The sequence below is a fragment of the Rhizobium sp. Root149 genome (assembly GCF_001427345.1).
In the GTDB taxonomy this organism is placed as follows: domain Bacteria; phylum Pseudomonadota; class Alphaproteobacteria; order Rhizobiales; family Rhizobiaceae; genus Neorhizobium; species Neorhizobium rhizoryzae.
The window spans coordinates 329,800-355,088 of sequence record NZ_LMGD01000001.1 but is presented as its reverse complement, the minus strand read 5'-3'; the positions used below and the strand labels follow the sequence as shown (position 1 = coordinate 355,088).

At 58.4% G+C, this 25,289-nt stretch carries 24 protein-coding genes; 20 read left to right on the top strand and 4 right to left on the bottom strand.

Annotated features, from left to right (window positions below; translation table 11 throughout):
• Nucleotides 1-361: 361 nt before the first annotated feature.
• The 4 genes from ASD54_RS01675 (at nucleotide 362) to ASD54_RS01660 (ending at nucleotide 6,482) form a co-directional block, all read left to right on the top strand.
• The gene (locus ASD54_RS01675) at nucleotides 362-3,775 is read left to right on the top strand and encodes a DNA methyltransferase (RefSeq protein ID WP_062552857.1); all 3,414 of its coding nucleotides are present in this window, start codon (nucleotides 362-364) and stop codon (nucleotides 3,773-3,775) included.
• A gap of 414 nt (nucleotides 3,776-4,189) precedes the next feature.
• Entirely contained in the window at nucleotides 4,190-5,083 is an 894-nt protein-coding gene (locus tag ASD54_RS01670; RefSeq protein ID WP_062552856.1) for an NAD(P)-dependent oxidoreductase, read from the top strand.
• A gap of 122 nt (nucleotides 5,084-5,205) precedes the next feature.
• Nucleotides 5,206-5,916: an FRG domain-containing protein gene (locus ASD54_RS01665; RefSeq protein WP_062552855.1), complete on the top strand. Its 711-nt coding sequence runs from the start codon at nucleotides 5,206-5,208 to the stop codon at nucleotides 5,914-5,916.
• 254 nt (nucleotides 5,917-6,170) lie between these two features.
• Entirely contained in the window at nucleotides 6,171-6,482 is a 312-nt protein-coding gene (locus ASD54_RS01660; protein ID WP_062552854.1) for a hypothetical protein, read from the top strand.
• Here the strand turns inward: ASD54_RS01660 and ASD54_RS01655 are convergent.
• The gene (locus ASD54_RS01655; protein WP_062552853.1) at nucleotides 6,466-7,887 is read right to left on the bottom strand and encodes a PLP-dependent aminotransferase family protein; all 1,422 of its coding nucleotides are present in this window, start codon (nucleotides 7,885-7,887) and stop codon (nucleotides 6,466-6,468) included. The two genes, ASD54_RS01660 and ASD54_RS01655, sit on opposite strands and share 17 nt — an antisense overlap.
• Nucleotides 7,888-7,998: 111 nt before the next feature.
• Here ASD54_RS01655 and ASD54_RS01650 point away from each other — a divergent pair, with 111 nt between their 5' ends.
• Both ASD54_RS01650 and ASD54_RS01645 read left to right on the top strand, forming a co-directional pair.
• Nucleotides 7,999-8,907, top strand: coding sequence for a DMT family transporter (locus ASD54_RS01650; RefSeq protein ID WP_244484629.1), 909 nt, complete (start codon nucleotides 7,999-8,001; stop codon nucleotides 8,905-8,907).
• A gap of 158 nt (nucleotides 8,908-9,065) precedes the next feature.
• A complete protein-coding gene (locus ASD54_RS01645; protein ID WP_062552852.1) occupies nucleotides 9,066-11,252 on the top strand; it encodes a methyl-accepting chemotaxis protein in 2,187 nt (728 codons plus the stop codon).
• A gap of 4 nt (nucleotides 11,253-11,256) precedes the next feature.
• Here ASD54_RS01645 and ASD54_RS01640 read toward each other — a convergent pair whose 3' ends face one another.
• On the bottom strand, nucleotides 11,257-11,940 hold the full coding sequence (locus ASD54_RS01640) for a CPBP family intramembrane glutamic endopeptidase (protein WP_162249527.1): 684 nt from the start codon (nucleotides 11,938-11,940) through the stop codon (nucleotides 11,257-11,259).
• Between the two features lie 26 nt (nucleotides 11,941-11,966).
• Nucleotides 11,967-12,671, bottom strand: coding sequence for a CPBP family intramembrane glutamic endopeptidase (locus ASD54_RS25880; protein ID WP_156379008.1), 705 nt, complete (start codon nucleotides 12,669-12,671; stop codon nucleotides 11,967-11,969).
• Nucleotides 12,672-13,124: 453 nt separating this feature from the next.
• Between ASD54_RS25880 and ASD54_RS01625 the strand changes: the two genes are divergently transcribed.
• The 9 genes from ASD54_RS01625 to ASD54_RS01585 all read left to right on the top strand — a co-directional run bounded on the left by ASD54_RS01625 (nucleotide 13,125) and on the right by ASD54_RS01585 (nucleotide 19,805).
• On the top strand, nucleotides 13,125-13,715 hold the full coding sequence (locus ASD54_RS01625) for an ATP-binding cassette domain-containing protein (RefSeq protein WP_162249526.1): 591 nt from the start codon (nucleotides 13,125-13,127) through the stop codon (nucleotides 13,713-13,715).
• Nucleotides 13,712-14,440: a biotin/lipoyl-binding protein gene (locus ASD54_RS01620; protein WP_062552847.1), complete on the top strand. Its 729-nt coding sequence runs from the start codon at nucleotides 13,712-13,714 to the stop codon at nucleotides 14,438-14,440. The genes ASD54_RS01625 and ASD54_RS01620 overlap by 4 nt, the downstream gene beginning before the upstream one ends.
• A gap of 7 nt (nucleotides 14,441-14,447) precedes the next feature.
• Nucleotides 14,448-15,308 carry an HlyD family type I secretion periplasmic adaptor subunit gene (locus tag ASD54_RS01615; RefSeq protein ID WP_062552846.1) on the top strand — a complete coding sequence of 287 codons (861 nt, stop codon included), beginning with the start codon at nucleotides 14,448-14,450 and terminating at the stop codon, nucleotides 15,306-15,308.
• A gap of 6 nt (nucleotides 15,309-15,314) precedes the next feature.
• Nucleotides 15,315-15,752 carry a toxin-activating lysine-acyltransferase gene (locus ASD54_RS01610; protein WP_062552845.1) on the top strand — a complete coding sequence of 146 codons (438 nt, stop codon included), beginning with the start codon at nucleotides 15,315-15,317 and terminating at the stop codon, nucleotides 15,750-15,752.
• Between the two features lie 108 nt (nucleotides 15,753-15,860).
• On the top strand, nucleotides 15,861-18,347 hold the full coding sequence (locus ASD54_RS01605) for a heavy metal translocating P-type ATPase (protein WP_062552844.1): 2,487 nt from the start codon (nucleotides 15,861-15,863) through the stop codon (nucleotides 18,345-18,347).
• Nucleotides 18,347-18,772: a Cu(I)-responsive transcriptional regulator gene (gene cueR, locus ASD54_RS01600; RefSeq protein WP_062552843.1), complete on the top strand. Its 426-nt coding sequence runs from the start codon at nucleotides 18,347-18,349 to the stop codon at nucleotides 18,770-18,772. Before ASD54_RS01605 ends, cueR begins: the two co-directional genes overlap by 1 nt.
• 24 nt (nucleotides 18,773-18,796) lie before the next feature.
• Complete coding sequence (locus ASD54_RS01595; RefSeq protein ID WP_244484627.1) at nucleotides 18,797-19,000, top strand: heavy-metal-associated domain-containing protein; 204 nt, start codon at nucleotides 18,797-18,799, stop codon at nucleotides 18,998-19,000.
• Nucleotides 19,001-19,128: 128 nt separating this feature from the next.
• Nucleotides 19,129-19,365 carry a hypothetical protein gene (locus tag ASD54_RS01590; protein ID WP_062552841.1) on the top strand — a complete coding sequence of 79 codons (237 nt, stop codon included), beginning with the start codon at nucleotides 19,129-19,131 and terminating at the stop codon, nucleotides 19,363-19,365.
• 14 nt (nucleotides 19,366-19,379) lie between these two features.
• Nucleotides 19,380-19,805, top strand: a complete 426-nt coding sequence (locus ASD54_RS01585; protein ID WP_156379007.1) for a hypothetical protein — start codon at nucleotides 19,380-19,382, stop codon at nucleotides 19,803-19,805.
• A 69-nt stretch (nucleotides 19,806-19,874) separates the two neighbouring features.
• On the opposite strand, the gene ASD54_RS01580 is transcribed toward ASD54_RS01585, so the two are convergent.
• A complete protein-coding gene (locus tag ASD54_RS01580) occupies nucleotides 19,875-20,516 on the bottom strand; it encodes an outer membrane protein (RefSeq protein WP_062552839.1) in 642 nt (213 codons plus the stop codon).
• A 248-nt stretch (nucleotides 20,517-20,764) separates the two neighbouring features.
• Between ASD54_RS01580 and ASD54_RS01575 the strand changes: the two genes are divergently transcribed.
• From ASD54_RS01575 to ASD54_RS01555, 5 genes are all read left to right on the top strand, one after another.
• On the top strand, nucleotides 20,765-22,246 hold the full coding sequence (locus ASD54_RS01575; RefSeq protein ID WP_244484626.1) for a protein adenylyltransferase SelO: 1,482 nt from the start codon (nucleotides 20,765-20,767) through the stop codon (nucleotides 22,244-22,246).
• Nucleotides 22,247-22,362: 116 nt separating this feature from the next.
• Complete coding sequence (locus ASD54_RS01570; protein ID WP_062552838.1) at nucleotides 22,363-22,602, top strand: type II toxin-antitoxin system VapB family antitoxin; 240 nt, start codon at nucleotides 22,363-22,365, stop codon at nucleotides 22,600-22,602.
• Nucleotides 22,602-23,036, top strand: coding sequence for a type II toxin-antitoxin system VapC family toxin (locus tag ASD54_RS01565; RefSeq protein WP_062552837.1), 435 nt, complete (start codon nucleotides 22,602-22,604; stop codon nucleotides 23,034-23,036). The genes ASD54_RS01570 and ASD54_RS01565 overlap by 1 nt, the downstream gene beginning before the upstream one ends.
• A gap of 238 nt (nucleotides 23,037-23,274) precedes the next feature.
• A complete protein-coding gene (locus ASD54_RS26375; RefSeq protein WP_156379006.1) occupies nucleotides 23,275-23,892 on the top strand; it encodes a hypothetical protein in 618 nt (205 codons plus the stop codon).
• 145 nt (nucleotides 23,893-24,037) lie between these two features.
• Entirely contained in the window at nucleotides 24,038-25,249 is a 1,212-nt protein-coding gene (locus tag ASD54_RS01555; RefSeq protein WP_062553222.1) for a terminase family protein, read from the top strand.
• Nucleotides 25,250-25,289: the final 40 nt, after the last annotated feature.

The following is a 25,289-nucleotide window of genomic DNA, read 5'->3' as shown; positions in this document are numbered from 1 at the left end:
TTGGCAGAGCGGCTAGCCGCTCGACCTCCTACTCAAGGTGGTCAATGAGGATCCAGACGGTGCCGCGTTCACCCACCTCCCCTTGAGGGGGAGGTCGGTCCAAAGGACCGGGTGGGGTGAATATAGCACACGCTTGCTGCGTCATCGATCAAACAGCCAGCAGCACCGAAGCGACAGAGGGTCGATAACGCAGGCCACACTCTCCCACCTCCCGCTTCAAGCGGGAGATTTCCGGCAGGACAGGGGGGTAAATTGCGCGTCAAACTCTTTGTATCCTGTTCAGCAATCATCCCTCCATGGTTGCCTGAGCGCAGGCTATGGCTATGATCGCGACTCAAGGCATGGATGCGGGGAATTTCGGGTGGTACAGGCAAAGGTTGAGACGTTTATTGCGCGTTGGCAGGGGCAGGAAGGCGGGCAGGAGCGCGCCAATTATCAAATGTTCCTGACAGAGCTTTGCGACCTGCTGGAGGTTCCCCGGCCGGATGCCGCCTCCGCCATCCATGACCATAATGATTATGTCTTCGAGCGGGTGGTGAAGGAAACCGCCCGCGATGGCACAAGCTCGCTGAAGCGCATCGATCTCTACAAGCGCGATTGCTTCGTGCTGGAAGCCAAGCAGAGCCGCCTGTCGGGCGAGAAGAAGCTGGCAGATGCGGGCCAGACAGGCGCCAACGCCCAGCAGCAGGATGCCGCCCCGCGAGGCAAGCGTGCCAGCGCCAACCGCAGCTGGGACGTGCTGATGATGAATGCCCGCGCGCAGGGCGAAAACTATGTGCGGCTTCTACCCGCGAGCCATGAGCCGCCGCCCTTCGTGCTGGTCTGCGATGTCGGCCATGCCATTGAAGTCTATGCCAATTTCCGCCGCGATGGAAAGGCCTACGACCAGTTCCCGGATCGCCGCTCTTTCCGCATCTATCTGGAAGATCTGGCCGATGAGGCGGTGCGCGCCCGCCTGCGCGCTATCTGGCTTGATCCCATTTCGCTGGACCCTTCGCGCAATGCGGCCAAGGTCACGCGGGAAATTGCCACGCGCATTGCGAAGGTCAGCCAGGCGCTGGAAAAAAGCGGCTACCCGACGGAAGAGGTGGCCATGTTCCTCATGCGCATGCTCTTCACCATGTTTGCGGAAGATGTGGACCTGCTGCCGCAGGACAGTTTCAAGGATCTGCTGAAGGACTGCGCCGCCAACCCGGAAATCTTTCCCGGCATGATGGAAGACCTCTGGAAGGCCATGGATGAGGGCGGCTTTACCGCCACCATTCGCCACAAGGTCAAGAAGTTCAACGGGGAGTTTTTCAAGAACCGCCGCGCCCTGAAGCTGGCGAAGGAAGAGATCGAGGAACTGGCCGCCGCCGCCCGCCACGACTGGCGGGATGTGGAACCGGCCATTTTCGGCACCTTTCTGGAGCAGGCGCTGGACCCGCAGGACCGCCGCAAGCTGGGCGCGCATTACACGCCCCGCGCCTATGTGGAACGCCTTGTCATTGCCACCGTCATCGATCCGCTGCGCGCCGAGTGGGATAGCGCCCGCTCCACCGCCGACCGGCAAAAGGCGGAAGGCAAGCCGGAAGCGGCCATCAAAACCGTGCAGGCCTTTCACGACAAGCTGTGCGAAACGAAAGTGCTGGACCCCGCCTGCGGCACCGGCAACTTCCTGTATGTCTCGCTGGAGCTTATGAAGCGACTGGAAGGTGATGTGCTGGAAGCGCTGGTCAACCTCGGCGGTCAGGAAGGGCTGGCGCTGGAAAGCCACACGGTGGACCCGCACCAGTTTCTGGGCCTGGAGGTCAACCCCCGCGCTGCCGCAATCGCGGAGCTGGTGCTGTGGATCGGCCATCTGCAATGGCATTATCGAAACCGGGGCATCGCCCCCTCTGAACCCATTCTGAAAGCTTTCAGGAACATCCAGACCATGGATGCGGTGCTGAAATGGGATGGTTATCCCATGCCGAAGGTGGAGGAGGGCCGGGAAATCTATCCCAACCCGCGCCGCCCCGACTGGCCGAAGGCAGATTACATCGTTGGAAATCCGCCTTTTGTCGGTAAGGGCGAGCCAATGCGTGCTGCATTGGGTGATGCAAAACTAAAAGCACTTTGGCAGGCGCATAAGCACATGAACGAAAGCGCCGATTTCGTCATGTACTGGTGGGATCGCGCAGCGGAAATTCTGCTGAAGCCAAAGAGCGGGCTGAAGCGCTTCGGCTTCGTTACGACCAATTCCATCAGCCAGATGTTTAATCGTCGGGTTATGGAGCCGCATCTCAACGCCAAGAAACCGCTTTCGCTCACCATGGCCATTGCCGACCACCCGTGGACCAAGGTCACGAGGGATAGCGCCGCCGTGCGCATTGCCATGACGGTGGCACAGGCCGGAAAGCATGATGGCCGCCTGCTGGAAGTGACAGCGGAAGAGGCGGTGGAAACCGATAGCCCAGTCATTCTGTTCGAGGAGAAGCTGGGCCGGATCAATGCGGATTTGACCGTTGGCGTGGATGTGACAACGACCTCGGAACTGTTGGCCAATTTTGGAATTTCCGGGAATGGTGTCATGATTGCCGGAGGCGGCTTCCTGATACAATCTGAAGAAGCTAAAGCTTTAGGATTGGGTCTTGTCCCCGGGCTTGAGCAGTATATTCGCGATTACAGAAACGGTCGGGATCTGACAGCTCGATCCCGAATGCTAAAAGTCATTGATCTTTATGGTCTTGAGGTGAATGAGGTCCGTTTGCGGTTTCCTCACGTGTATCAGCATTTACTTAGCAAGGTAAAACCGGAACGAGATAGAAATTCGGACCGAAACTTTAGAGAGCGTTGGTGGATATTTGGAAGGCCGCGTACGGAGTTGAGACCCGCCTTAGCCGGCTTGAAGCGTTACATTGCTACAGTGGAGACAACAAAGCATCGCGTGTTTCAGTTTCTTGACGCTTCGATCTTACCCGATCACATGGTGGTTGCGATCGCCGCTGACGCTGGACACACGCTCGGCGTTTTATCATCTCGCTTCCATGTAGCTTGGGCGCTTAGAACCGGCGGCTGGCTGGGCATGGGCAATGATCCCCGCTACTCCAAATCCCGCTGCTTCGATCCCTTCCCATTCCCGGATGCCACCGATGCCCAGAAGGCTGCCATCGGCGCCATCGCCGAAGAGCTGGATGCCCACCGCAAGCGCGTGCTGGCGGCGCATGAACACCTCACGCTCACCGGCCTTTACAATGTGCTGGAGCGGCTGAAGGCGGGCGCGAAACCGGATGAGCTGAACGACAAGGAACGCCGCATTTTCGATGACGGTCTGGTGCTGATCTTAGATGAACTGCACGAAAAGCTGGATGTCGCGGTGGCGGATGCCTATGGCTGGCCGGTGGATTTGGGCGAAGAAGAGGTGCTTGCCCGTCTGGTTGCGCTGAACAAGGAGCGGGCGAAGGAAGAAAAGCGCGGCCATGTGCGCTGGCTGCGGCCTGATTACCAGATCCCGCGTTTCGGCTCCGATAAGGAGAAGGAAGAGCAGTTGGAGGCCGATCTGGGCGAGGCCATCCTCGCCGCCGTTTCCGGCCCGAAACCCAGCTTCCCCACCGACGAACGGGACCAGACACCCGCCGTGCTGCATCAGCTTATGGAGGCGGATGGCCTTCTGGATGCGGAGGCCATCGCCAGCGCCTTCAAACAGGGCCGCAAGTGCCTGAATTCCGTGAATGCGGTTCTCGCGTCTCTCTTCCGCATGGGCCTCGTTTCCTCCTCCGATGGCAAGCACTTCGCCTTCCGCCGCGCGGCGTGAGGTTGAGTCTCTTGAAGCGGCACCCCCTCTGTCCTGCCGGACATCTCCCCCTCAAGGGGGGAGATCGGCAGAGCGGTTAGCCGCTCGACCTCTCGCCCAAAGTGGTCAATGAGGATTCAGACGATGCGGCAGGTCGATCTCCCCCCTTGAGGGGGAGATGTCCGGCAGGACAGAGGGGGGTATGGAGAACAATGCGACCGAAGTGATCAGCAGAACGGTTAGCCGCTCGACCTCTTGCTCAAGGTGGTCAATGAGGATCCAGACGGTGCGGCAGGTCGATCTCCCCCCTTGAGGGGGAGATGGTCGGCAGACCAGAGGGGGGTCTAAAGCGCTACACAATCTGACTAACACCCCCATTCCATTTCCGCCCGCCACACCCTATCTCTGTCCCCGCATATCAGCGGAGGATTACTTATGGGCAAGCGGATCATCTTCACCGGCGGCAGTGGCAAGGCGGGGCGGCATGCCATTCCCTATCTGCTTGAGCAGGGCCATACCGTTCTGAACCTCGATCTGAAGCCGTTTCCGGATGGCTCGGTGCCGACGCTGATTACGGATCTCACCAATTCTGGCGAGGTGTTCAACGCGCTGTCCCAGCATTTCGGCTTCGAGGGGCTGGAGACGGGCGAGGGCGTGCCGAAGGTGGATGCGGTGGTGCATTTCGCCGCGGTCCCTCGCATTCTCATCCAGCCGGATAACACGACATTTTCCGCCAACGCCGTTTCCACCTACAATATCATTGAAGCGGCCATGAAGCTCGGCATTCGCAAGGTCGTGGTCGCCTCCAGCGAAACCACCTATGGCGTCTGCTTTGCGGAGGGTGACAAGGATTACCACGAGTTTCCGCTGACCGAAGACTATGACGTAGACCCGATGGATAGCTACGGCCTCTCCAAGGTGGTCAACGAAAAGACGGCTCGCGCCTTCGCCATGAGATTCAAGGCGGATGTCTATGCGCTTCGTATTGGCAATGTCGTTTCGCCAGAAGATTATGCCAGGTTCCCGGAATATCTCGCCAATCCGCCCATGCGCAAACGCAATGCCTGGAGTTATATCGATGCGCGCGATCTCGGCCAGATCGTGCATCTGTGCATCGAGAAGGACGGCCTGGGCTTTCAGGTCTTCAACGCCGTCAACGATACGATCACCGCCAACGAGCCGACACGGGAATTCTTGCGCAAATACGCGCCCGGAACGTCCATTACCGGCGAGTTGGAAGAATTCGGCGCCCCGATCAGCAATAAGAAGATCCGCGATCTGCTGGGCTTCAAGGAGCAACACGACTGGCGCAAGTATGTGAATACGTGATGAATATTTAATATAAAAGGTTAGTCTCAGTCATTCGCAAGTATAGATAAAGATTTACTTGCGAATCGGTTGCGCATGTTTGATGGTGCGATTTAGTTGAATTTTGCAACCATGGTGCATGTGTGTCGAGCCCACTTATCCCCAGTCCCTGCTGGTTTAAATTCATCGAGAATGTCTCCGGAAAGACAGATCGTCGCTGGATTTTTCGCGGTCAGGCCGATGCGAGCTGGTCGCTTATTCCCGGTGTTGGGCGGCCAGAAGTGAAGGGAAAGCGCAGCTATCGCAGAGAGGACGAGCTTCGGATATTCGAGGAGTTCAAGGCGGAAGCGCTCTGTTTGCATCCCGACACCTCGACAGACATGGAACTGCTTGCTCTTGCGCAGCATCATCAACTGGCCACCCGTTTGTTGGATTGGTCGACCAACCCATTGGTAGCTGCCTACTTTGCTTGCCAGGATGAGAAAAATACAGTGGATGCTCGTGTCCATATGATCCGCACCGAGTTAACCGGCATCAAGCTGAAGTCGGACTTCAAGCCCTTCGACGAGGATATGGCTGACGTTGTCCTTGTCCGCGTGCCGCCGCGCACATCTCGCATTACCGCACAGCAAGGTGTCTTTAGCATTCACTCGCATCCTGTCGATGCATGGCAACCCGATCCGGCCCGCAACAAGGCAATTGCGCAGTACGAGACTTTCAATATTCCCGCCAGTGAAAAGCCGTTTTTCCGTGCCGTGCTCGGCATTATGGGTGTTGATGAATCGCGCCTGATGGGTGGACTGGACGGGATCGGCCGCACTCTCTCTCGTTCCTATTACAATCGGTTCGTTTGATGGGAAAGAAGAACTCGAAAGCAACAGGTTCCAACTTTCGTGCATCGACTGGCAGAGGGCAACGTAAATTCGGACTCCAGTTTCGGTTGAATTCGGATATTGTTGTCCCTGGCGAAATCGTGAAGACACGAAACAAGTATTTGGGCAATCAAGCCTTGAGAAAGGCAAGTTCAGTGGCTATTTCCCGCCGTAGCGTAAGGACATCTTTAACCCCCCAGAGCCATCATGATGTGGCTTCACGGAGTGGTGCTGATATGACGACTGACGTTGACCGGACATGGATTGCCGAACAAGTTCGCGCAATAGACATTCATGATTTCAAGGCTTGGCACGAGCTGGAACAGAAGGTTCACGGTGTCGCGTTCGTGGCTATGGAAGTGGACGGATCTACCTTCGACGTCGAGAAGGATGGTGCGTTCAGAGGACGTGTCAACCTGCTGCTGGATGCGCCCTACACTGGCCTTAGTGGGCAGGAGCTCAAGTATTCCTTGGTGGTTCCCGCCGGTATCGATGGCTCTATCGATGGTAAGAACGTCCATGTGACGAATGTCAGGATGCAGTTCTAACCTTTCCCGCACCCCGCTCCAGAACCTGCCAGCTTTTCTCATCCGCCATCTGCGCCACGTTGAAGCGCATGAAGCGGCTGGCGGTCTGCGCCGCGCTGAACACATTGCCCGGCGCCATCACCACGCCTTCAGCCATCGCGGCCTGCGCGAGGGCCGTGGAGGATGTGCCGTCGGGTAACTCGCACCAGAGGTAGAAGCCGCCGCGTGGTGCAAGCCATGGCTCGATGCCGAGCGTCGTCAGTCTCGCGCTGACACTGCGGCGGGTGCGGTTCAGGCGGCGGCGCACCTCTTCCATGTGTTTGCGATAGCTTCCACCGGTCAGAACCTCACCGATGACATGGGTGACGATGGGGCACGGGCCGCCAAATTGCGCCGCGATCTGCAGGTCCACCAGCCCTTCGATCCACTCAGCACGCGCCGCAATATAGCCGCAACGCAGGGAGGCAGACAGCGTCTTCGAAAAGCTGCCGATGCGGATGACCCGGTTCAGCCCGTCCAGCGCCGCCAGCCTGACGGAAGGTTCCGGTTCGAAATCGGTGAAGATGTCGTCTTCCAGGATGAGCAGATCATGGGCTTCCGCCAGTTTCAGCAGCCTGTGCGCTACAGGCGGCGAAAGCGTGGCCCCGGTTGGGTTGTGCAGAGCGGAATTGGTGAGGTAGAGGCACGGCGCGCTTGCCTGTAGTGCGTTTTCGAATGCGGTGAGATCCGGACCCGTGGGCGTCATGGCGACGCTGATCACCTGCACCTGATGCGCCTTCAGCAGAGCGCGGAAATTGAAATAGCACGGGTCGTCGACGAGAACCGTATCGCCGGGTTTCAGCAGCAGCCGGCAGATGAGATCGATCGACTGGCTGCCGGAGCCGGTCAGCATGATATTGGCAGGGTCGAGCGCCAGCCCTTCCTCCGCCGCGCGCCGTGCCAGAAGCCGCCGCAGATCGAAATCACCCTGCGTGCGGCCATAGTTCAGGAGCACGGCATCCTCGGCGCGCGCCACATTGCGAAGAGCACGCCGCAGCGCCGCCTGCGGCATCCAGTCGGCAGGCAGCCAGCCGCATCCGGGCTTCGGGCTTTCGTCATCGGCATCGAGAGACTGGCGCGAAACCCAGAAAGGGTCCACCTCGCGCAGTTCAGGCGATTCATCACGCGTCGAAAGCGCAACAGGCGACAGCGTATTGGCCGTCACGAAAAAGCCGGACCCGGCACGCGCCCGGATCAGCCCCTCTGCCGCCAGCCGGTCATAGGCTTCCACCACGGTCGACGGCGATACGCCAAGGCTTGCGGCAAACCCGCGAATGGAGGGCAGGCGGTCGCCATTGGTGAGCGCGCCAGAAGCGATGCGGCTGCGGATCTGCGCCATGACATGCGCGGTGCGGCCTGAAGCTCGGGCGTGTGTTTCAGCGGTCATCGGTTCATCCGTATGGGTGACGCATCCAGTACAGTTTGGTTGAATTGTATGGCTGTGTGCCTGTCTGCGCCAGCCCCGCCGACCTATGATCCAAGCAAAAAGGATGAGATGATGAAAGCAGCAGCGCAGACAATTCGAACTGGAACCATGGATGGTCTGGTCAGCGGGCTGATCGGCGTCATCATTTTCAGCGGCTCCCTGCCTGCCACCCGTCTTGCAGTGCTGGGCCTGCCGCCGCTCTTCGTCACCTCGGCGCGTGCCGCCATGGCAGCCGTGCTGGCGGCGCTGCTTTTGGTTATGTTGCGGCAGAAGCGGCCGCAACGTTCGGATCTCCTGTCGCTTGCCGTCATCGCGCTCGGTGTCGTGATCGGCTTTCCGCTGCTGACCGCGATGGCACTGCGCTCCATTTCCTCGGCCCATTCCATTGTCTTCATTGGCCTTCTGCCGCTCGCCACCGCCGCCTTCGGCGTACTTCGCGGGGGAGAAAGGCCAAAGCCTCTGTTCTGGCTGTTCTCCGTGCTCGGCAGTCTGCTTGTTGTGGGCTTTGCCCTGTCGAATGGCGGGCAGGCTTCTCTGCAAGGCGATCTTCTGATGATCGCCGCCGTCATTGTCTGTGGCCTTGGCTATGCGGAAGGCGGCAAGCTGGCCCGCAGCCTGGGCGGCTGGCAGGTCATCTGCTGGGCGCTGGTGCTATCCATGCCGCCCATGGCTTTGCTTTGCCTTTTCACCTGGCCGCAAGAGCTGGCAGCCGTACCCGTCACGGCCTGGGCCGGGCTCTCCTATGTCACCGTGTTCAGCATGCTGGTTGGCTTTATCTTCTGGTATCACGGGCTGGCGAAGGGCGGCACAGCCTCCGTCGGTCAATTGCAACTTCTGCAACCCTTCTTCGGGCTTCTTCTGGCGGCACTGCTGCTGGGCGAGGCGGTGTCCTGGTCCATGCTTGCGGCAACCACAGGTGTGATTTTGTGTGTTGCAGCAGCACGTTATTTCGCCCGGCCGCAAAAGCTTCCAAAAAGATGAGCTCAATCAAGGGTATAAAGGCAGGAGCGCGATCCGGAAGAGCTTTCTTATTTTATGTTATATAACAGGTAGATATCCTAGACGAAAAGTGAGACTATTCGAATTAATGGAAAATTTAAAATGCGCTGCAACTTTGAGGTATTCCCTGGAGGTTGGTAATGCGCTTTTCTGATTTGTCCATCGCGGTTCGACTTTGCATCTGTGCGTTGATCCCGCTTGTCGCCGTCACGGCCTTGGCATGGCATCTTGTGGTTGATCAATATCAATCTTATCTGCTGTCGAAACAGATTGCCGCAGCGACGATCGACATCGAAATCATCAGTCGCAATGTACAAAAGCTCCAGGTGGAGCGGGGCCAGACAGCCGGCTTCCTGGGCTCCAAGGGCAAATCCAACCGCGATGAGGTTGCGGAGGCCCGTCGCGGCACGGATCTGGAACTGCCCAGGCTTGCGGAAATTGCCGGAAACCTCGGCGCCTTTGGCGTCAAGGCAGAGACGGTCTCGCAGATCAGCCGGGCGATTGGCGAGATCCACACGTTTCGCAGCGGCATCGATCAATTGACGACGGCACCGCCGCAATCCTTTGCCTTCTATACGGGGTTCATCACCAACCTTCTGGATGTAACCCGCCGACTGTCACTCTCCGGATCGCAGGGCAGTCTCGTCAGCCGTCTTCAGGCATCGCTCAATCTTGCTCTGGCGAAGGAACTCGCCGGTCAGGAGCGCGGCATGGGCAATGGCTTCATTGCCGCAGGCAAGATTCCGCCTGAGCAATATATGACCTTCGTTCGCTTTTCCGGCGCGGGTGACATTCTTCTGCAGGAATTTGCAAAGCTCGATCCGGATCTTGCCAGCTCGGCGCTGACGACATTCCGGGAGAGCGCTGATGGGGCGCAGATCGAGCGCTTCCGCCAGCAGATGCTGCAGGCCAACGGCGAAAACGTGCTGAATGGCCTTGATGCCAAGCTCTGGTTCGGAAAGACGACTGCCCGCATTCAGGTGATCCACGATGCCGAGATTGCGGAACTGGCGGTCATCCGCAAGATGGCCGAAGAGGCGGCGTCCACCGATCTTTCGGAACTCAGAGTGGCGAGTGCCATCGCCATTGGTTCTGTGGCGCTGACCCTCGGTCTGGGTGGCGTGACGCTGGTCAGCGTGGTTCGCCCCTTGCGCAACATGGTGAGGGTTGTCGAGCGCCACGCGCGCGATGAAGATGGCGAGATGCTGCAACCGACCCAGGGTCGCGACGAGATTGGCCAGCTGAGCCGTGCGATCGTCATCAGCATGGAAAATCATGCCCGGAAGGCAAGGGAGGATGCGCAGGAGCGCCAGCGTCAGGCCGAGCAGCGCTGGAAGGAAGATCAGGAACGCCATGCCATCGATGCAGAGCGCGCCAAGGCGGTGGATTTCGCCGTGTCGGAACTCGGCCGCGCGCTGAACGAGCTCTCCGCCGGCAATCTGACCTATCAGATTTCGGCCCGGTTTGCTGCGGAACTTCAGCCGCTCAGTGACGCCTATAATCGCTCGGTGCAGGCGCTGGGGGCCACAATGCATGGTGTCGGTTCAACCGTTCTAACGGTGTCCAACGGCGTCAGCGAGCTGCGCTCCGGTGCAGAAGAGCTGGCGGAGCGCACGCAGCGCCAGGCGGCCTCCCTTGAAGAAGCCTCTGCCGCTCTGAGCGAGGTCACCACGACACTGGAGGAAACCACCAATCGCATGCGCACCGTCACAGGCATGACGACCGGTGCCCGCAAGAGTGCCGAGATATCAGAAACCATCATGCAGGATACGGTCAACGCCATGCAGCACATCGAGGCCTCTTCCGGCCAGATCGTGCAGATCATCGGCGTTATCGACAATATCGCGTTTCAGACCAACCTTCTGGCCCTGAATGCAGGTGTCGAGGCGGCACGTGCGGGTGAGGCGGGCAAGGGCTTTGCTGTCGTGGCACAGGAAGTGCGCGAACTGGCGCAGCGTTCGGCGGCGGCCGCCAGCGAGATCAAGGGGCTCATCCAGAATTCGGCAGATGCTATCCAGCGCGGGGTCGATCTGGTGCAGAGTTCCGGTCGCTACATGACGGAGATCCGCAGCCATATCCAGACGATCGACCAGGAAATCGGTACGATCACCGAAGGCGCACGCCAGCAGGCCGCCGCGATTTCGGAAATTTCCGTCGCCGTCCACGACATGGATCAGCTGACGCAGCGCAATGCGGCCATGGTGGAGGAAAGCAATGCCGCCACCTACGCCATCGAACAGGAAAGCCATGCCCTGCGCGAAACGGTCAGCCAGTTTCGGGTGAGCACGAATGAGGAAGGTTTCCGGCGCACCTCCCGCGCTGCCTGAACCATCACACCCCGATATGGCGGATGACGATGAAATTCATCGCCGCATGGAAGAAGATGGGCAGCCCGATGCCGCCGCTGAAATAGCGGATGAGGCTGAAAGAGAATGCCATGAACAAGTAGTTGGTGAGTGCAGCGAGACTGTTTGGCCAATGCACTGCGGCAAATAGGAGGGCTGTGCATAAGGTGATGAGGCCATCACTGCGTCCTCGCGCCTGAAGTCGTGCCCAGAGATAGCCGCGCCAAAACAGCTCCTCGGCAACTGGCGTTAGGAGACAAATATCAATCATCATCAAAACGGCACTGATCGAAAGTTCCAGCCCAGCATTGGGCTTGCCATATTGTGCCAAGAGGTTCACCGCCAGCCATAAACCTCCAATCGCCAAGGCAGCAATCATCGAGCGCGACGGGCGGAAGGATTGTTTGATTGGCTGTAGGCGGATCAGACACGCGGTCAGAATAGTAGAATAGAACACGACACCGACAGTTACGGACGCGCCGCGCTTGCTGACCACGGGGCCCAGCTTCTCGCCGGTGAGAATGATACCCATGAATGCACCCAGCGTTTGGGCGACAACCGCAACAATGACGATGAACACAATCGGCACTGCGCAATCGATGAAGATCATGCGCAGGAGCGTCAGCATATTGCGGGCCATGCCTTTCAGAAATCGGAAAAGGTAGTGCATCGCGTCTCTAACGCTGTACCGCAGCATCACACCCCGATATGGCGGATGACGATGAAATTCATCGCTGCATGGAAGAAGATGGGCAGCCCGATGCCGCCGCTGAAATAGCGGATAAGGCTGAAGGAGAAGCCCATTCGCAGATAGTTGAAGAGCGAAGCGAAGTTATCGGGCAAATGTATCGCTGCAAACAGAAGCGCGGTGCAGATTATGATCGAAACCTCGCCGTATCCCCGCGCTTGAAGCCTTGCCCAGAGATAGCCGCGAAAGAACAGCTCCTCGACAACAGGCGTAAAAACACACGTAGAAAGTATCATCAGGCCCGCGCTTAGGGAAAACTCGAGGCCGACATCAACCTTGCCGATTTGCGCCAACACGTTGATTGCCAGGAGCAAAATACCGATGGCGATGGCAGCCATAATTGATCGTGGCGAGCGGAAAGACTGTCTGATTGGTTGAAGCCGGATAAGGGATGCCAAAAGAAGTGGCCCATTCCCGGTGACTACGGCGGTAAGATGGCTCGCCCTTATCTTTACGATGCCTTCCAGCTTTTCCCCAGACAGAATGATAGCCATGAAGGTGGAAAGCGTAGTTGCTATAACGCCTGTTGCAAGCAAAAATAAAATCGGCACAGCGCAATCAATAAATATTATACGAAATATTTTTGTTGCGCTATGAATAATATATTTAAGCATAAGCCAATTTTTTCTTTTATATTGATCGAAATTAGTCATCGATTGGAAATCGATGACTAATTTAATGCACAAAATTAAAATCGGTATTCAATCGTTATGTTGGCCTTGTTGGCCGCCGTAATCACCCATTGCAGTATAATTACCGTAGTCTGGATGAATCCCGCTGTTAATGTTGTTGCCAACGTACGTCTCAGCGGCCTCAGCAACTCGTTCGCCTACCTCGCCAGCAAGAAACGATGCCAGAGGCCCGAGCGGAGATGCCGCCGTCTCGGCAGCAAACCGCGTAGCCTCCACAAACGCACTATTCCCAGAATCACTAGAACCACCCATAAAACACTTTGAAAAAATAAACTGCGGTAGACCGCGAGCTGCATTTACGCAAAAATTTTCAGTAACGCAATTAAAAAGTGTTTTTTAGATAAAAAATCCATCTTTGGGTGAAAAGCCCGCTGCTTTTTCGCATATTCCGCTGACCGACAGGTCATCGATAAGTTGAGCCTGACGGTTTCCCCCGGTCAGCCTACGGTGATTGTCGGGCGATCCGGCTTCGGCAAGTCCACGGTCGCTAAGGTTTTGGCAGGACTTTATCCACCGGATGCCGGAAGCGTTCTGATCGATGATCAGCCGATGACGAATTTTTCACCTGGCAGTGTCAGGGCCGCCATTTGCTATCTTCCGCAGGAGCCTGCTCTTTTTAGCGGGACGATCCGGGAAAATCTCCTTCTGGCTAATGAGAATGCGACAGAAGACGAGATAGAACGGGCGCTGGAGAATAGTGCCAGCGTCGACATCATCAAGCGCCTTCCAGAGGGCCTGGATACGCAAATCGGTGAACACGGCTCATCCCTTTCGGGCGGCCAAAGACAGAGATTGGCTCTCGCTCGTCTGCTGCTTTGCAATCCGAATGTTCTGATTGTCGATGAACCGACAAGCGCCCTGGATGAGGTTTCTGCATCCATCGTCACGCACACATTGATGCGGCTTGCTCAGTCCCGGGCCGTTGCGATCATCACGCACCGACCAGACGTGTTCGGCCCTGACGCGCGCATTCTTGATCTTGAACAACTGCAGGGACAGAAATGACCTCTACAATACCTGCGAATGAAAGCGCGGTTTCGCCCACACTACGCATCACTGTCTGGCTTCTCCTGCTTCTCTTTGCTGCCATTCTTGGCGGTGGCATTCTAGCGAAGACTGAGGTGGTTGCTCGCGGTGCCGGAAAGTTGGTGCCGGTCGCGCGCGTTCAAATCGTGCAGCCGCTTGCTGATGGCAAAGTCGTCGAGTTGGCTGTAGCCGAGGGGCAGTCTGTGGCCAAAGGCGACATTCTGGTGCGCCTTGACCCCACATCTGCGCAGAGCGACATCCAGCGTATACAGGCCGAAATTGATCAGCAATCACTCCATGCCAACGTTGCAGCAGCCGTTTTCTCGTCGCTGATGGCGCGTGATCCTGCTGCGGCAGGGTTCATGGAGTATGGGATCGCGGAGTTCCGGGGAAGACGCGGTATCAATCCGAACGGAAGTGCAGTCGGCGAAGATCTGGTGCGCGCTGCGCTAGGGTCAAAACTCAATCAGGTTTCGGGCGTGGCGCGAGCGGATTTTGTTGGCGAACAGGAGAAGAGGCTGCCGTGGAGCACTACTCCACAAAGCCTTTTCGACGCCTTCGCAGAGAAAATCCGCCGCGTCCCGAAGGGATATGGCGAAAATCGCTCATTTCTGCGTCGCGAAACCTTGATGGATATCAGATCCACCTTCGGCTTCGCTTCTATAACTGAACGATTTTCTCTCATACCACGCTCCAAATCCTGATTGAGTTTTGACCCTAGCATCCCTGCGCGACCAGGTGCTGCAGCTCGACGCCAAGCAAAAGCAACTGGAGTTTCAGCAGCAGGCACAAGGAGCGCGGGTAGACAAGGCAAAAGTTGACCGCGATATCGTTTCGCAAAACCTCGCAACTGCTGAAAGTCTGATGAGCCAAGGCATTCTCAGTCGAACCGCTCATCTTGAAAGGCTGCGCGAGCTTAGATCCATTGATGGAGACGCGGAGGTCAGCGCGCGCGAATTGTCGGCACTTGTAGCGTCGGGAGAAGCCACCAGGCGCCAACGTATCTCAATCATTTCCGACAACCTTGCAACACAAAGTCGGCGGCTGCGTGAGGCGGAGATTGCCTTGAGTAGTTCACATGCTTCGCTGAGAGCGGCAGAAGACAAGTTGCGGAATCTCACGCTCCGTTCTCCTGTCCATGGTCGGATCGAAAACCTCAGCATTCACACCATTGGTGGCTTCGTATCAGCAGGAGCAAGTCTGATGACTGTTGTCCCGACCAACGGAGGTCTGGAGATCGAAGCATTTTTCGATAATCGAGACATAGGCTTCCTCAGAAACGGACAAAGCGCCTACGCGAAGCTAGACGCGTTTCCCTCTGAGCGTTTCGGGGTTATTCCCGCTACCGTGATAAATTTGGGAGCGGACGCGCGCCAAAGCGGCGGCACGAACTGGGTATATGCGGTTCGGCTGAAGGCAAACAGATCCCACATGCTGGTTGATGAAGCGCCGGTGCCATTTTCTCCCGGCATGACTGCCACAGTTGACGTGGTTACATCCGAGCGACGCCTGATATCATACTTTTTTGAACCGATCACCAAAGCATTTCAAAATGGTCTCAAGGAGCGATGAAGCATTATGAACGACACATTGGCCGTAAAGAAGCTCGGTGCCATGGAGGCCCTCGGGAGCATGACAGCTCTGGCGCTCCAGTCTCCGCTGCATCGATATTGGCGCATTAGTGATATCCAAGCTAATTTTCTGCCTGCGCTAAAATCGGGGCAGTGCAAAATCTACTTTGATGGACCGAATGACCCAATTGCCTTCGTCACCTGGGCGCTTCTGGATGATGCTGCACATGAGAAATTACTAAGCGATGGGGTAACCCCCAATGCCGGGCAATGGTCATCGGGGAGTTATCTTTGGTTCATTGATATCGTAGCGCCATACGGTGACGCAGCTAAGGTGATCAGAGATATGCGAGAGAACTACTTTAGCGGGAAAAATGGCTACTCTATAAAGCGTAATCTCGATGGCTCGATCAACCGTATTAAGCAATGGCGAAACATCCGCTGATTGGGCCTGCCCCTTCAAGCGGATGGAAGCGAAATAACCGTAGCTCACCTCTTGACCTTCCCATGATGGGAAGCCCTATCTGTGGATGGAAGACAAGGATTCCATCCCATGAACCAGACCGTCAGAACCGACCATCTCCATGAGCCGCTCATCATTCCGGTGGAGGGCATGAGCTGCGCTTCCTGCGTGAAGCGCGTGGAAAAGGCTGCGGCAAAGGTGCCGGGCGTGGCGACGAGTGCCGTGAACTTCGCGACCGAAAGCCTGACGGTGGAGCCATCGGAGGGCTTTTCCGCAGCAACGCTGGCCGAGGCGATCCGCAAGGCAGGCTATGAGCCTAAGGCGGATATGTTTGCCTTCACGCTGGAAAAGCCACTGAAGGAAGGGGATGCGGAGCGCCTCAACGCGGCGCTCTCACATGTTGCCGGGGTCGTGTCCGTCACGACAAGTGAGGGCGAAAGGCATGTGAGTGTGGAAGCCTTCGGACGCGATGCGAAGCGGCTGGTTTCCGCTGCCATCCGCTCTGCAGGCTTTGTGCTGGAAAAGCCGAAGCCTTCCACGGGGCATGTTCATGAGGGTCACGAAACCCATAACCACCACGAGGAGGATGCGGGCGTCCTGAAGCGCGATCTGGCGATTGCCGCGGTGCTGACGTTGCCGCTCTTCGTGCTGGAAATGGGCGGTCACATCTACGCACCTTTCCATCACTGGCTGATGGGCGCGGTGGATATCCAGTGGCTCTACTATGGTTACTTCGCGCTGGCGACGGCGGTGATCTTCGGCCCCGGTTTCCGCTTCCTGAAAACGGGTCTACCAGCGCTTTTGCGCGGCCATCCGGAAATGAATGCGCTGGTCGCCATCGGCGTTCTGGCCGCCTATTCCTATTCCACCGTCACCACCTTTGCGCCGCAGCTTTTGCCGGAAGCCGCCCGCTTCGTCTACTTCGAAGCCGCCACGGTGATCGTCACATTGATCCTGCTGGGCCGCCTGCTGGAAGCCCGCGCAAGGGGGCGAACGGGAGCGGCCATTCGCCGCCTGCTGAACCTTCAGGCCAAGACCGCACGGGTGGAGCGCGGCGGCCAAGCCATTGATATTCCAACCGATGAGGTGGAAGTGGGTGATGTGCTGATCGTGCGTCCCGGCGAGCGTATCGCAGTGGATGGTGTGGTGCTCGACGGCTCTTCCAACGTGGATGAGTCGATGATGTCCGGCGAGCCTCTGCCCGTGGAAAAGCATGCGGGGTCTCAGGTCGTGGGCGGTACCATCAATGGCAGCGGCAGCTTCCGGTTCCGGGCAGAGAAGGTGGGTGCCGATACCATGCTCTCGCAGATCATCCGGCTGGTGGAACAGGCGCAGGGCGCGAAACTGCCCATCCAGGCCGTGGTGGATCGTGTGACCGGCTGGTTCGTGCCCGCCGTCATGGGGGTCGCGCTGCTCACTTTCCTTGTCTGGTATGTTGTCGGGCCTGAGCCGGTTCTGCCGCACGCGCTGGTGGCGGCGGTTGCGGTTCTCATCATTGCCTGCCCCTGCGCCATGGGGCTGGCAACGCCCACCTCCATCATGGTCGGCACCGGTCGCGCGGCAGATCTGGGCGTGCTGTTTCGGAAAGGCGATGCGCTGCAGGCCCTTCGCGATGTGAAGACGGTGGTGCTGGACAAAACCGGCACCGTGACCAAAGGCCAGCCGGAACTCACCGATGTGCTGACCGCGCAAGGCTTTGATGAAACGGAGCTTCTGCCGCTCGTAGCCGCCCTGGAGGCGCGCTCGGAACACCCGGTGGCGGAAGCCATCGTGACATCCGTGAAGGCGCGGGGGCTTTCCATTCCCGCCGCCGAGAGCTTCGCGGCTCGCGTAGGTTACGGCATCGAAGGCAAGGTGAATGGCAGGACAATTGCTGTCGGCGCAGATCGGCTGATGGTGGAACTTGGCCTGTCGGTCGGAGCTTTCGCGGACGATGCGGCACGGCTGGCGGATGAGGGCAAGACCCCGCTTTACGTGGCACTCGATGGCAGGCTTGCCGCCATTCTGGCCGTCGCCGATCCGCTGAAGGAAACGAGTCGGGACGCGATCCGGCAGCTGAAGGCCATGGGCCTGACGGTGGCCATGGTAACGGGCGATAATGCCCGCACAGCAAAAGCCATTGCTGCGCAGGTGGGGATCGATGAAGTGGTGGCCGAAGTGCTGCCGCACGGCAAGGTGGAAGCGCTGGAACGGTTGAGAGCGGCGGGACCGGTAGCCTTTGTCGGCGATGGCATCAATGATGCACCGGCACTGGCAAGCGCTGATATTGGCATCGCCATTGGCACGGGCACCGATGTGGCGATTGAAAGCGCCGATGTGGTTCTCTCTTCCGGCGCGCTGACAGGCGTTGCAGATGCCATCGCGGTGAGCCATGCGACAATGAACAATATTCGCCAGAACCTGTTCTGGGCCTTCGGCTATAACGTGGCGCTCATCCCGCTGGCGGCCGGCGCGCTTTATCCCGCATTTGGCATTCAGCTTTCGCCAATGATCGGGGCGGGCGCCATGGCGCTGTCCAGTGTTTTCGTTCTGACCAATGCGCTGCGGCTGCGCAGCATGAAGCTGGGAGCAGTCTGATGAACATTGGCGAAGCGTCCAAGGCGTCCGGCGTCTCATCCAAGATGATCCGCTACTATGAGCAGATCGGCCTGATCCATCCGACCGCCCGTTCGGACAACAATTACCGGCTTTACACGGAGGACGAGGTGCATGTGCTGCGCTTCATCCGCCGCGCCCGTTCACTCGGCTTTTCGCTGGAGGAAACGCAAAAACTGCTGGCGCTCTGGCAGGACAAGGCACGCGAAAGCGCTGCCGTGAAGGAGGTTGCCACCCAGCACATCGCGGATCTTGAGCGACGCATTGCCGAAATGCAGGGCATGGTGAAGACGCTGAAGCATCTTTCCCATTGCTGTTCCGGCGATGGCAGGCCCGATTGCCCCATTCTGGAGGATCTGGCGACAAGCGCTGCGCCGCCGGTGAAACCAAACCGTCGAAAACACTGAATTATCAGCATAAGGAGACTGACCATGACCACATTCCACGTTCCCGACATGACCTGCGGCCACTGCGAAAAGACCGTGAGTTCCGCGCTTAGCAAAGCGCTGCCCGGTGTGCCGGTCGCCATCGATCTTGCCAACCACCGCGTCACGCTGGATGGCGGCGATGCGGCAAAGGCGGAAGAGGCCATTCGCGATGCAGGCTATTCGCCGGAGAAGCTCGGCCTGGCGTGAGGGCCTGCATTGGCGAAGGCTGTGCTTGACGGATTCCTTTCGAGTGGGGAGTCTGTCAAGTCTTCGGATGCGCCGGTACTTGATCGGATAGCGTTCACAGTCCATAATGGGTTGCAAGGAGACATCGGATGGTTCAGCGTAAAATTGATACTGCGTTTGCATACGCTGCGGGCCTTTCTGCAACGCGGAAGGCGCACAAGCGCGCTCCGGGTCCATCTGCGCGCGACGAAGATTTCGTATCTGCTGATGTCCAGCGCGCCAACAGCTTTGGACCCGACTATGATCCGGCGTATTTTGCGAAGCTTGACGCCTTGATCGAAGAGCATTACGGGCCGATTGTGGACTACAAGATCGTCAATAATTGATCTCGCAGGCAAGCGTGAAACTGCTGCCTCCGTATGACCTTGTCGAGTTGCCGCTTCCTCTGAAGTGGGACTTTGTCTGGTGCAATTTTCCCCACGCGGAAACACCTTTCAAGCCGGGGCCCTATTTCAGGCCCGGCCTTGTGCGTAATGCGGGATTTGTGCGGACACAGGATGATCGAGAATTTCCATTTGTCAGCGTTGTTTACTGTACAACGCAACTCGATCTTTTGAACGATAAGAGCTTCATTATCGACAATCCGGCGCACCTGCAGCAATGCGGGCTGTTTCTTGAAACCCTGGTTGTAACGAACCGCATCATTCGTCTGCCCTGGTCTCCCTCGTTCTTCACGCGTCGGCAAAGAGATAATAGGGGCCCTGTGGTAGGGCAGTTGCCGGAAGAACTGAAGCCAAGGGTCTTGGGACTCGTTTCCGAGTTCTGAGCAATGAAAACAAAAACCCCCTCCCGACGCCGGGAGAGGGTCTCTTCAGACAGCCGAAACTGTCGATGATCAGAACTTCACGCCGATGCCGACATTGACGACATGCTGGTCGAAATCGGCATTGATGCCGCCGATCGTCTTGTCGCCGTAATCGTTGTAGCGATATTCCAGACGGCCAAACACGTTGTCTGTGAAGGCATAGTCGACGCCAGCGCCGAGCGTCCAGCCATGGAAGGTCTTGCTGGTATCGCCAATCGGCGTATCGACGTAACCGTTTGTGCCGGTATAACCGCCTGCCGCAAACAGCAGGGCGCGGTCGAAGGCATAGCCGACGCGGCCACGAACGGAACCAGACCAATCGGTTCCGGCATCGATGCCACCCGCATAGGAATTCTCATTCCAGTCATAGTTTACATCGCCTTCGATACCGACGACGAAGCCGCTCGCCATGGCCCAGTTATAGCCGACGAAGGCGCCCATGCGGCCACCATCGAAATCATCGCTGGCGCTGATGCCCGGTGCGGAAGCATCCGCATTGCCCCAGCCGTAACCGCCGAGCAGACCGACATAACCACCCGTCCAGGTGAAGGACGGTACGGCAGCCTCAACGGCCATGGGCGCTTCCGGAATTTGCTCCACGGCATCTGCAGCAAGCGCCGCAGAAGAGCCTGCGAAGCCCAGAGCGGCGGCGAGAAGAAGAACTTTTTTCATGGATGCACTCCTTTAATTCAGTAGAAGCTCAGTTAGCTAGTGCGCCGCGCTGGGAAGGCTGTAGCGGAAATGCAACAAAGTATCGCATTTTCAGGAGCGCTTGCCGGTGACACGTCAGACTGCGCCCATAACGCACGAGACCGGTTCTGGTTCATCCCTTGCGAATAAAGCTTTTCACCCCATTTGCGATGGAAGACATTGGGTGTGGCGCAGCGTATGCCGCCGACGTGATTTCGGGAGTTAAGATATTGTTTCCATTTGATAATAGCTACGCACGTCTGCCGGAGCGATTCCATGCTTCCGTCTACCCGGAAGCGGTGTCGGGGCCTGTTCTCATCAAATTCAACGAGGCGCTTGCGAAAAATTTATCCCTCGACCTTGACCCGAAGGACACCAATCGGCTGGCCGCGATCTTTGCAGGCAATGTTTTGCCACCGGGAGCGGAGCCGCTGGCCATGGCCTATGCCGGTCATCAGTTCGGCAACTTCGTTCCGCAACTGGGCGATGGTCGCGCCATTCTGCTGGGCGAGGTCGTGGATGTGGAAGGCATCCGCCGGGATATCCAGCTGAAAGGGGCAGGGCCGACACCGTTTTCACGGCGGGGCGATGGGCGTGCCGCCCTGGGGCCGGTTCTGCGCGAATACATCATCTCGGAAGCCTTTGCCGCACTTGGCATTCCCGCCACACGGGCGCTGGCTGCCGTGCTGAGCGGCGAGCCGGTCTATCGCGAGCAGCCGGTGCCCGGTGCCGTGTTTACCCGCGTTGCTGCCAGCCATGTGCGCGTCGGCGCTTTTCAATATTTCGCGGCACGCGAAGACCAGGAAGCGATCCGCCTATTGGCGGATTACGTGATCGACCGGCACTATCCGGATCTGAAGCAGGAGCCAGAACCCTATCTGGCGCTGCTGCAGCGGGTTTCCGACCGGCAGGCGGCGCTGATTGCCCGCTGGTTGAGCATCGGCTTCATCCATGGCGTGATGAACACCGATAACATGACCATCTCGGGCGAAAGCATCGATTTCGGCCCTTGCGCTTTCCTTGATGAGTATGACCCGATGAAGGTGTTTTCCTCCATCGACCGGCAGGGTCGCTATGCCTATCGCAACCAGCCTGGCATCGGCCAGTGGAACATTGCGCGTCTGGCGGAATGCCTTCTGCCGCTTTTGGATGCGGACGAGGAAAAGGCCGTCGGCAAGGCGAACGAGGTACTGAAAAGCTTCGGCGAAACCTTCCAGTCGCACTGGATTGCCGCATTCCGCCGCAAGCTGGGGCTCGGTCTGGAGGAGACGGGTGACGCTGAACTGGTGCAGGATCTGCTGACGGCCATGCACGAGGGCAAGGCGGATTTCACGCTGACTTTCCGGCGCCTGACGGATCTGGCTGCGGCGGAAGAAGGGCAGAAGGCGCTTGCCGCCGAGGCCGCGTTTACGGAAGGTTTCATGCCGTGGGAGAAAGCGGAAGAATGGCTGCCCCGCTGGCGGGCAAGGCTGGCGCGCGAGCCGGAGCGCCATGATGCAGCATCGCTCATGCGAAGCGTCAACCCGGCCATCATTCCGCGCAACCACCGCATCGAGCAGGTAATCCGCGCCGCGATGGAAGGCGACCTCAAACCCTTCGAGCGCCTGCTGGAGGCTCTGGCCGAGCCTTATGCTGATCGTGCCGAATTCGATGAGTATCGCGAAGCGCCGCTGGATGAGCAGAAGGTGCGGCTGACGTTTTGCGGAACGTGAGCGATTGCGATCCAGTAAAACTGGAAGCCGGTTTTCGGCAAACCCGATGCGCTGGGAACCTTCTCTTGTGAGGATATCCTTCCGAGGATATATTCATATCCAACAAAGGATATCCCATGGCGCTCTACATCAAAGACCCCGAAGTCGATAGGCTCGCAAATGAGCTTGTCAGCCTGACAAAGACCTCCAAGGTCGACGCGGTAAAGGCCGCTTTGAAGCGGGAAATCGCTACCCGAAAGGGTAGCTTGCCCATTCGTGAGCGACTTGCGAAATCCCTCAAGATGGCGCGCGAGGCAGGTCCCTACGCGCCAGGCGACCACAAGCAGGAAGCAGACGAAATGTGGGGCGAGGCCTGATGCTGTTTATCGATGCCTCTGTGGTTGTTGCCATCCTTGCGGGGGAAGAGGATCGTGATGACTTGCTGGACCTTCTTGCTGAGCATGAAGGCCCTTTCTACGTTTCACCGATAGTACGTCTTGAAGCATGCTTTGCACTGACGCGCCGCAAAGCGGAAGCGACCGGCCGCGACAAGCCGGCAACACCTGAAATGCTGGAAGAGTCGCGGCGGTTGGTCGATCAGTTTTTCCTGGATCTTGAGGCGAAGGAGATCCTGATTTCGGCGGATGTGGGCGCAAAGGCGCTTGATGCGGCGCAGCAATTCGGCAAGATCGTCAATCATCCGGCCAAGCTGAACATGGGTGACTGCCTGTCTTACGCATGCGCCAAAGCCTATCGCACCCGGTTAGCCTATAAGGGCAACGATTTCGCTTTTACCGATATCGGTTGGTAAAAAACCTACGACCAGGAAAACACCAAAATAGGAAAATAATCCTTGACGGCGTGACGGTCGTTTGATAGGGTTTGGGCATAGTCGAAGAATTGCGACTGGCGCGATGGTTCGCAGCGGCTCGTTACGGAGCGCTGGGAACGGCCGAGGCGCTGGGTCGCACTATCAGTTTTATGAAGAGCTTCCAGTCGGCGGCCTCGGTTTTACAAAAAACCGGGGCCGTTTCTTTTTGGCTGGCAGCATGAGGGATTTTCGCGAGGTGGCGGATATGGATGTGCTGGATGAAATCGATCTGTCACTGTTCGGTTTTCCAAGGGCAGGCAGCGGCCTGCCGGACGCAATGCGCGCGCAGGCGGATGCGGTTTTGCTGGAGCTGAAAAGCGCCGATGCGGCAGCGGGGGCAGAGGAGCAGCGCGCACTTCTGGCCGAGATGATGCGCGAGATGCGGGCGCAATTCATTGCCTTTCGCGATCTTCGTGCCAAGGCGGCAGAGCTTTGCGAGGGTGGCGACGAAGCGGTCCAGAAGCTGGCGCGGGCAGACCTGAAGGCCGCCACCGATGCCATGAGCCTGATTGTCCGCACGATCGAGAAGGTGGACAGCCTGCAACGTCAGCTGATGCTCGACCTCGAGCGCGAAGAGGAGCGGGCGGCGAGCGAAAACGGCTATCCGGAGGCAGTCCATGAAGTTGCCAAGCTTATCGAAGACCGCGCCCGCGAACTGTTTGACGACTGGAAGCGCCGCGAATGCGCTGGCACTGGCGAGGGGAGTGCGGCTGGCGCCGATCCGCCCGCCGATGATGCAGCAGGCCGTGGTGATTGCGCAGACATTCGGGCAGGACATGAACCGCATTCTGGATAAGCGCATGCCGGGTCTTGGTTCTGGCCGTTACCTGTTGGAACAAGTGCAGGCTTCGCAGGCCGCTATTTTGCAACGATCCATTCCGGATCGGCGCGGCGATGAGATGGTGGCAGATGGACCCTTATGGCAGCGGCACGCCCTTCGTATGCGCCAAAGCTGGGCATTGCAGGGGCGGCTGGACCAGCAGCCGCCGACGGGTGACTGGCGCACCTGGCTGATCATGGGCGGACGAGGGTCCGGCAAGACACGCGCCGGGGCCGAATGGGTGCATGCGCTGGCCAGTGCCGGGCAGCGAAGCGAGCTTCGGATTGCGCTGGTGGCGGAAACGCTGGGCGATGCCCGCGAGGTTATGATCGATGGCGTTTCCGGCATCTGCCGGATTGCCCGCAGACAAAGGCCGGATTTCGAACCATCGCGGCGCAGGCTGATCTGGCCGAACGGCGCGATGGCGCAGGTCTTCTCCTCCGAGGATCCGGAAAGCCTGCGCGGGCCACAGTTTCATTTTGCCTGGTGCGATGAACTGGCCAAGTGGAAATATGCCGACGACACGTTCGACATGCTGCAATTCGGTCTGCGACTGGGCGACGATCCGCGCCAGCTGGTGACGACGACGCCAAGGCCGGTGCCGATTTTGAAGCGGTTGATCGCCGAGGAAGGCACGCGACTGGTGAAGATTTCCACCCGCGACAATGCGGCCAATCTTGCGCCCGCTTTCGTGAAAGGGCTCGAGGCGCGCTATGGCGGCAGCCGTCTGGGTCGTCAGGAACTGGACGGCGAGTTGATCGACGACAGGCCAGACGCGCTGTGGAAGCGGGCCGACCTCGACGCGCTGCGCATTCGTTTCACCGGCGCGCTGCGGCGGATCGTGGTGGCGGTGGACCCGCCGAGCGGTTCCGGTGTCAACTCCGTCTGCGGCATCGTGGTCGCAGGGCTAGAACAGACAGGCCGTGCCGTGGTGCTAGCCGATTGTTCTGCCGAGGGTTTAAGCCCCGCCGGATGGGCGCAGGAAGTGGTGAAGGCCTACCGCCGCTTTTCCGCCGACCGCGTGGTGGCGGAGGTAAACCAGGGCGGCGAGATGGTGGCGGCCATGCTGAGAAGCATAGACCAGACACTGCCGCTGACTGAGGTGCGGGCAACACGAGGCAAGTTTACCCGCGCCGAACCGGTGGCCGCACTCTATGAACAGGGGCGGGTGGCCCATGCCGGACGGTTCTCAGCACTCGAAGACCAGATGTGCGATTTCGGCCCGGACGGGCTTTCCGGCGGGCGCTCTCCCGACCGGCTGGATGCATTGGTCTGGGCGCTGACGGCGCTGATGCTGGAGGGAAGCAGTGAGCCAAGGGTGCGGGGGTTGTGAGGTCGCACGTTGCCATTTGGCAAAATGAGGTTATATTTAT

Coding starts and splice junctions, on each gene's coding strand:
- ASD54_RS25880 (WP_156379008.1), bottom strand. CDS start 12,671: ATGACTAATTTCGATCAATATAAAAGAAAAAATTGGCTTATGCTTAAA.
- ASD54_RS01655 (WP_062552853.1), bottom strand. CDS start 7,887: ATGACCGCTGAAACACACGCCCGAGCTTCAGGCCGCACCGCGCATGTC.
- ASD54_RS01580 (WP_062552839.1), bottom strand. CDS start 20,516: ATGAAAAAAGTTCTTCTTCTCGCCGCCGCTCTGGGCTTCGCAGGCTCT.
- ASD54_RS01660 (WP_062552854.1), top strand. CDS start 6,171: ATGACGACTGACGTTGACCGGACATGGATTGCCGAACAAGTTCGCGCA.
- ASD54_RS01670 (WP_062552856.1), top strand. CDS start 4,190: ATGGGCAAGCGGATCATCTTCACCGGCGGCAGTGGCAAGGCGGGGCGG.
- ASD54_RS01590 (WP_062552841.1), top strand. CDS start 19,129: ATGGTTCAGCGTAAAATTGATACTGCGTTTGCATACGCTGCGGGCCTT.
- ASD54_RS01645 (WP_062552852.1), top strand. CDS start 9,066: ATGCGCTTTTCTGATTTGTCCATCGCGGTTCGACTTTGCATCTGTGCG.
- ASD54_RS01640 (WP_162249527.1), bottom strand. CDS start 11,940: ATGCACTACCTTTTCCGATTTCTGAAAGGCATGGCCCGCAATATGCTG.
- ASD54_RS01565 (WP_062552837.1), top strand. CDS start 22,602: ATGCTGTTTATCGATGCCTCTGTGGTTGTTGCCATCCTTGCGGGGGAA.
- cueR (WP_062552843.1), top strand. CDS start 18,347: ATGAACATTGGCGAAGCGTCCAAGGCGTCCGGCGTCTCATCCAAGATG.
- ASD54_RS01605 (WP_062552844.1), top strand. CDS start 15,861: ATGAACCAGACCGTCAGAACCGACCATCTCCATGAGCCGCTCATCATT.
- ASD54_RS01610 (WP_062552845.1), top strand. CDS start 15,315: ATGAACGACACATTGGCCGTAAAGAAGCTCGGTGCCATGGAGGCCCTC.
- ASD54_RS01555 (WP_062553222.1), top strand. CDS start 24,038: ATGCGCCAAAGCTGGGCATTGCAGGGGCGGCTGGACCAGCAGCCGCCG.
- ASD54_RS01650 (WP_244484629.1), top strand. CDS start 7,999: ATGAAAGCAGCAGCGCAGACAATTCGAACTGGAACCATGGATGGTCTG.
- ASD54_RS01620 (WP_062552847.1), top strand. CDS start 13,712: ATGACCTCTACAATACCTGCGAATGAAAGCGCGGTTTCGCCCACACTA.
- ASD54_RS26375 (WP_156379006.1), top strand. CDS start 23,275: ATGAGGGATTTTCGCGAGGTGGCGGATATGGATGTGCTGGATGAAATC.
- ASD54_RS01570 (WP_062552838.1), top strand. CDS start 22,363: ATGGCGCTCTACATCAAAGACCCCGAAGTCGATAGGCTCGCAAATGAG.
- ASD54_RS01595 (WP_244484627.1), top strand. CDS start 18,797: ATGACCACATTCCACGTTCCCGACATGACCTGCGGCCACTGCGAAAAG.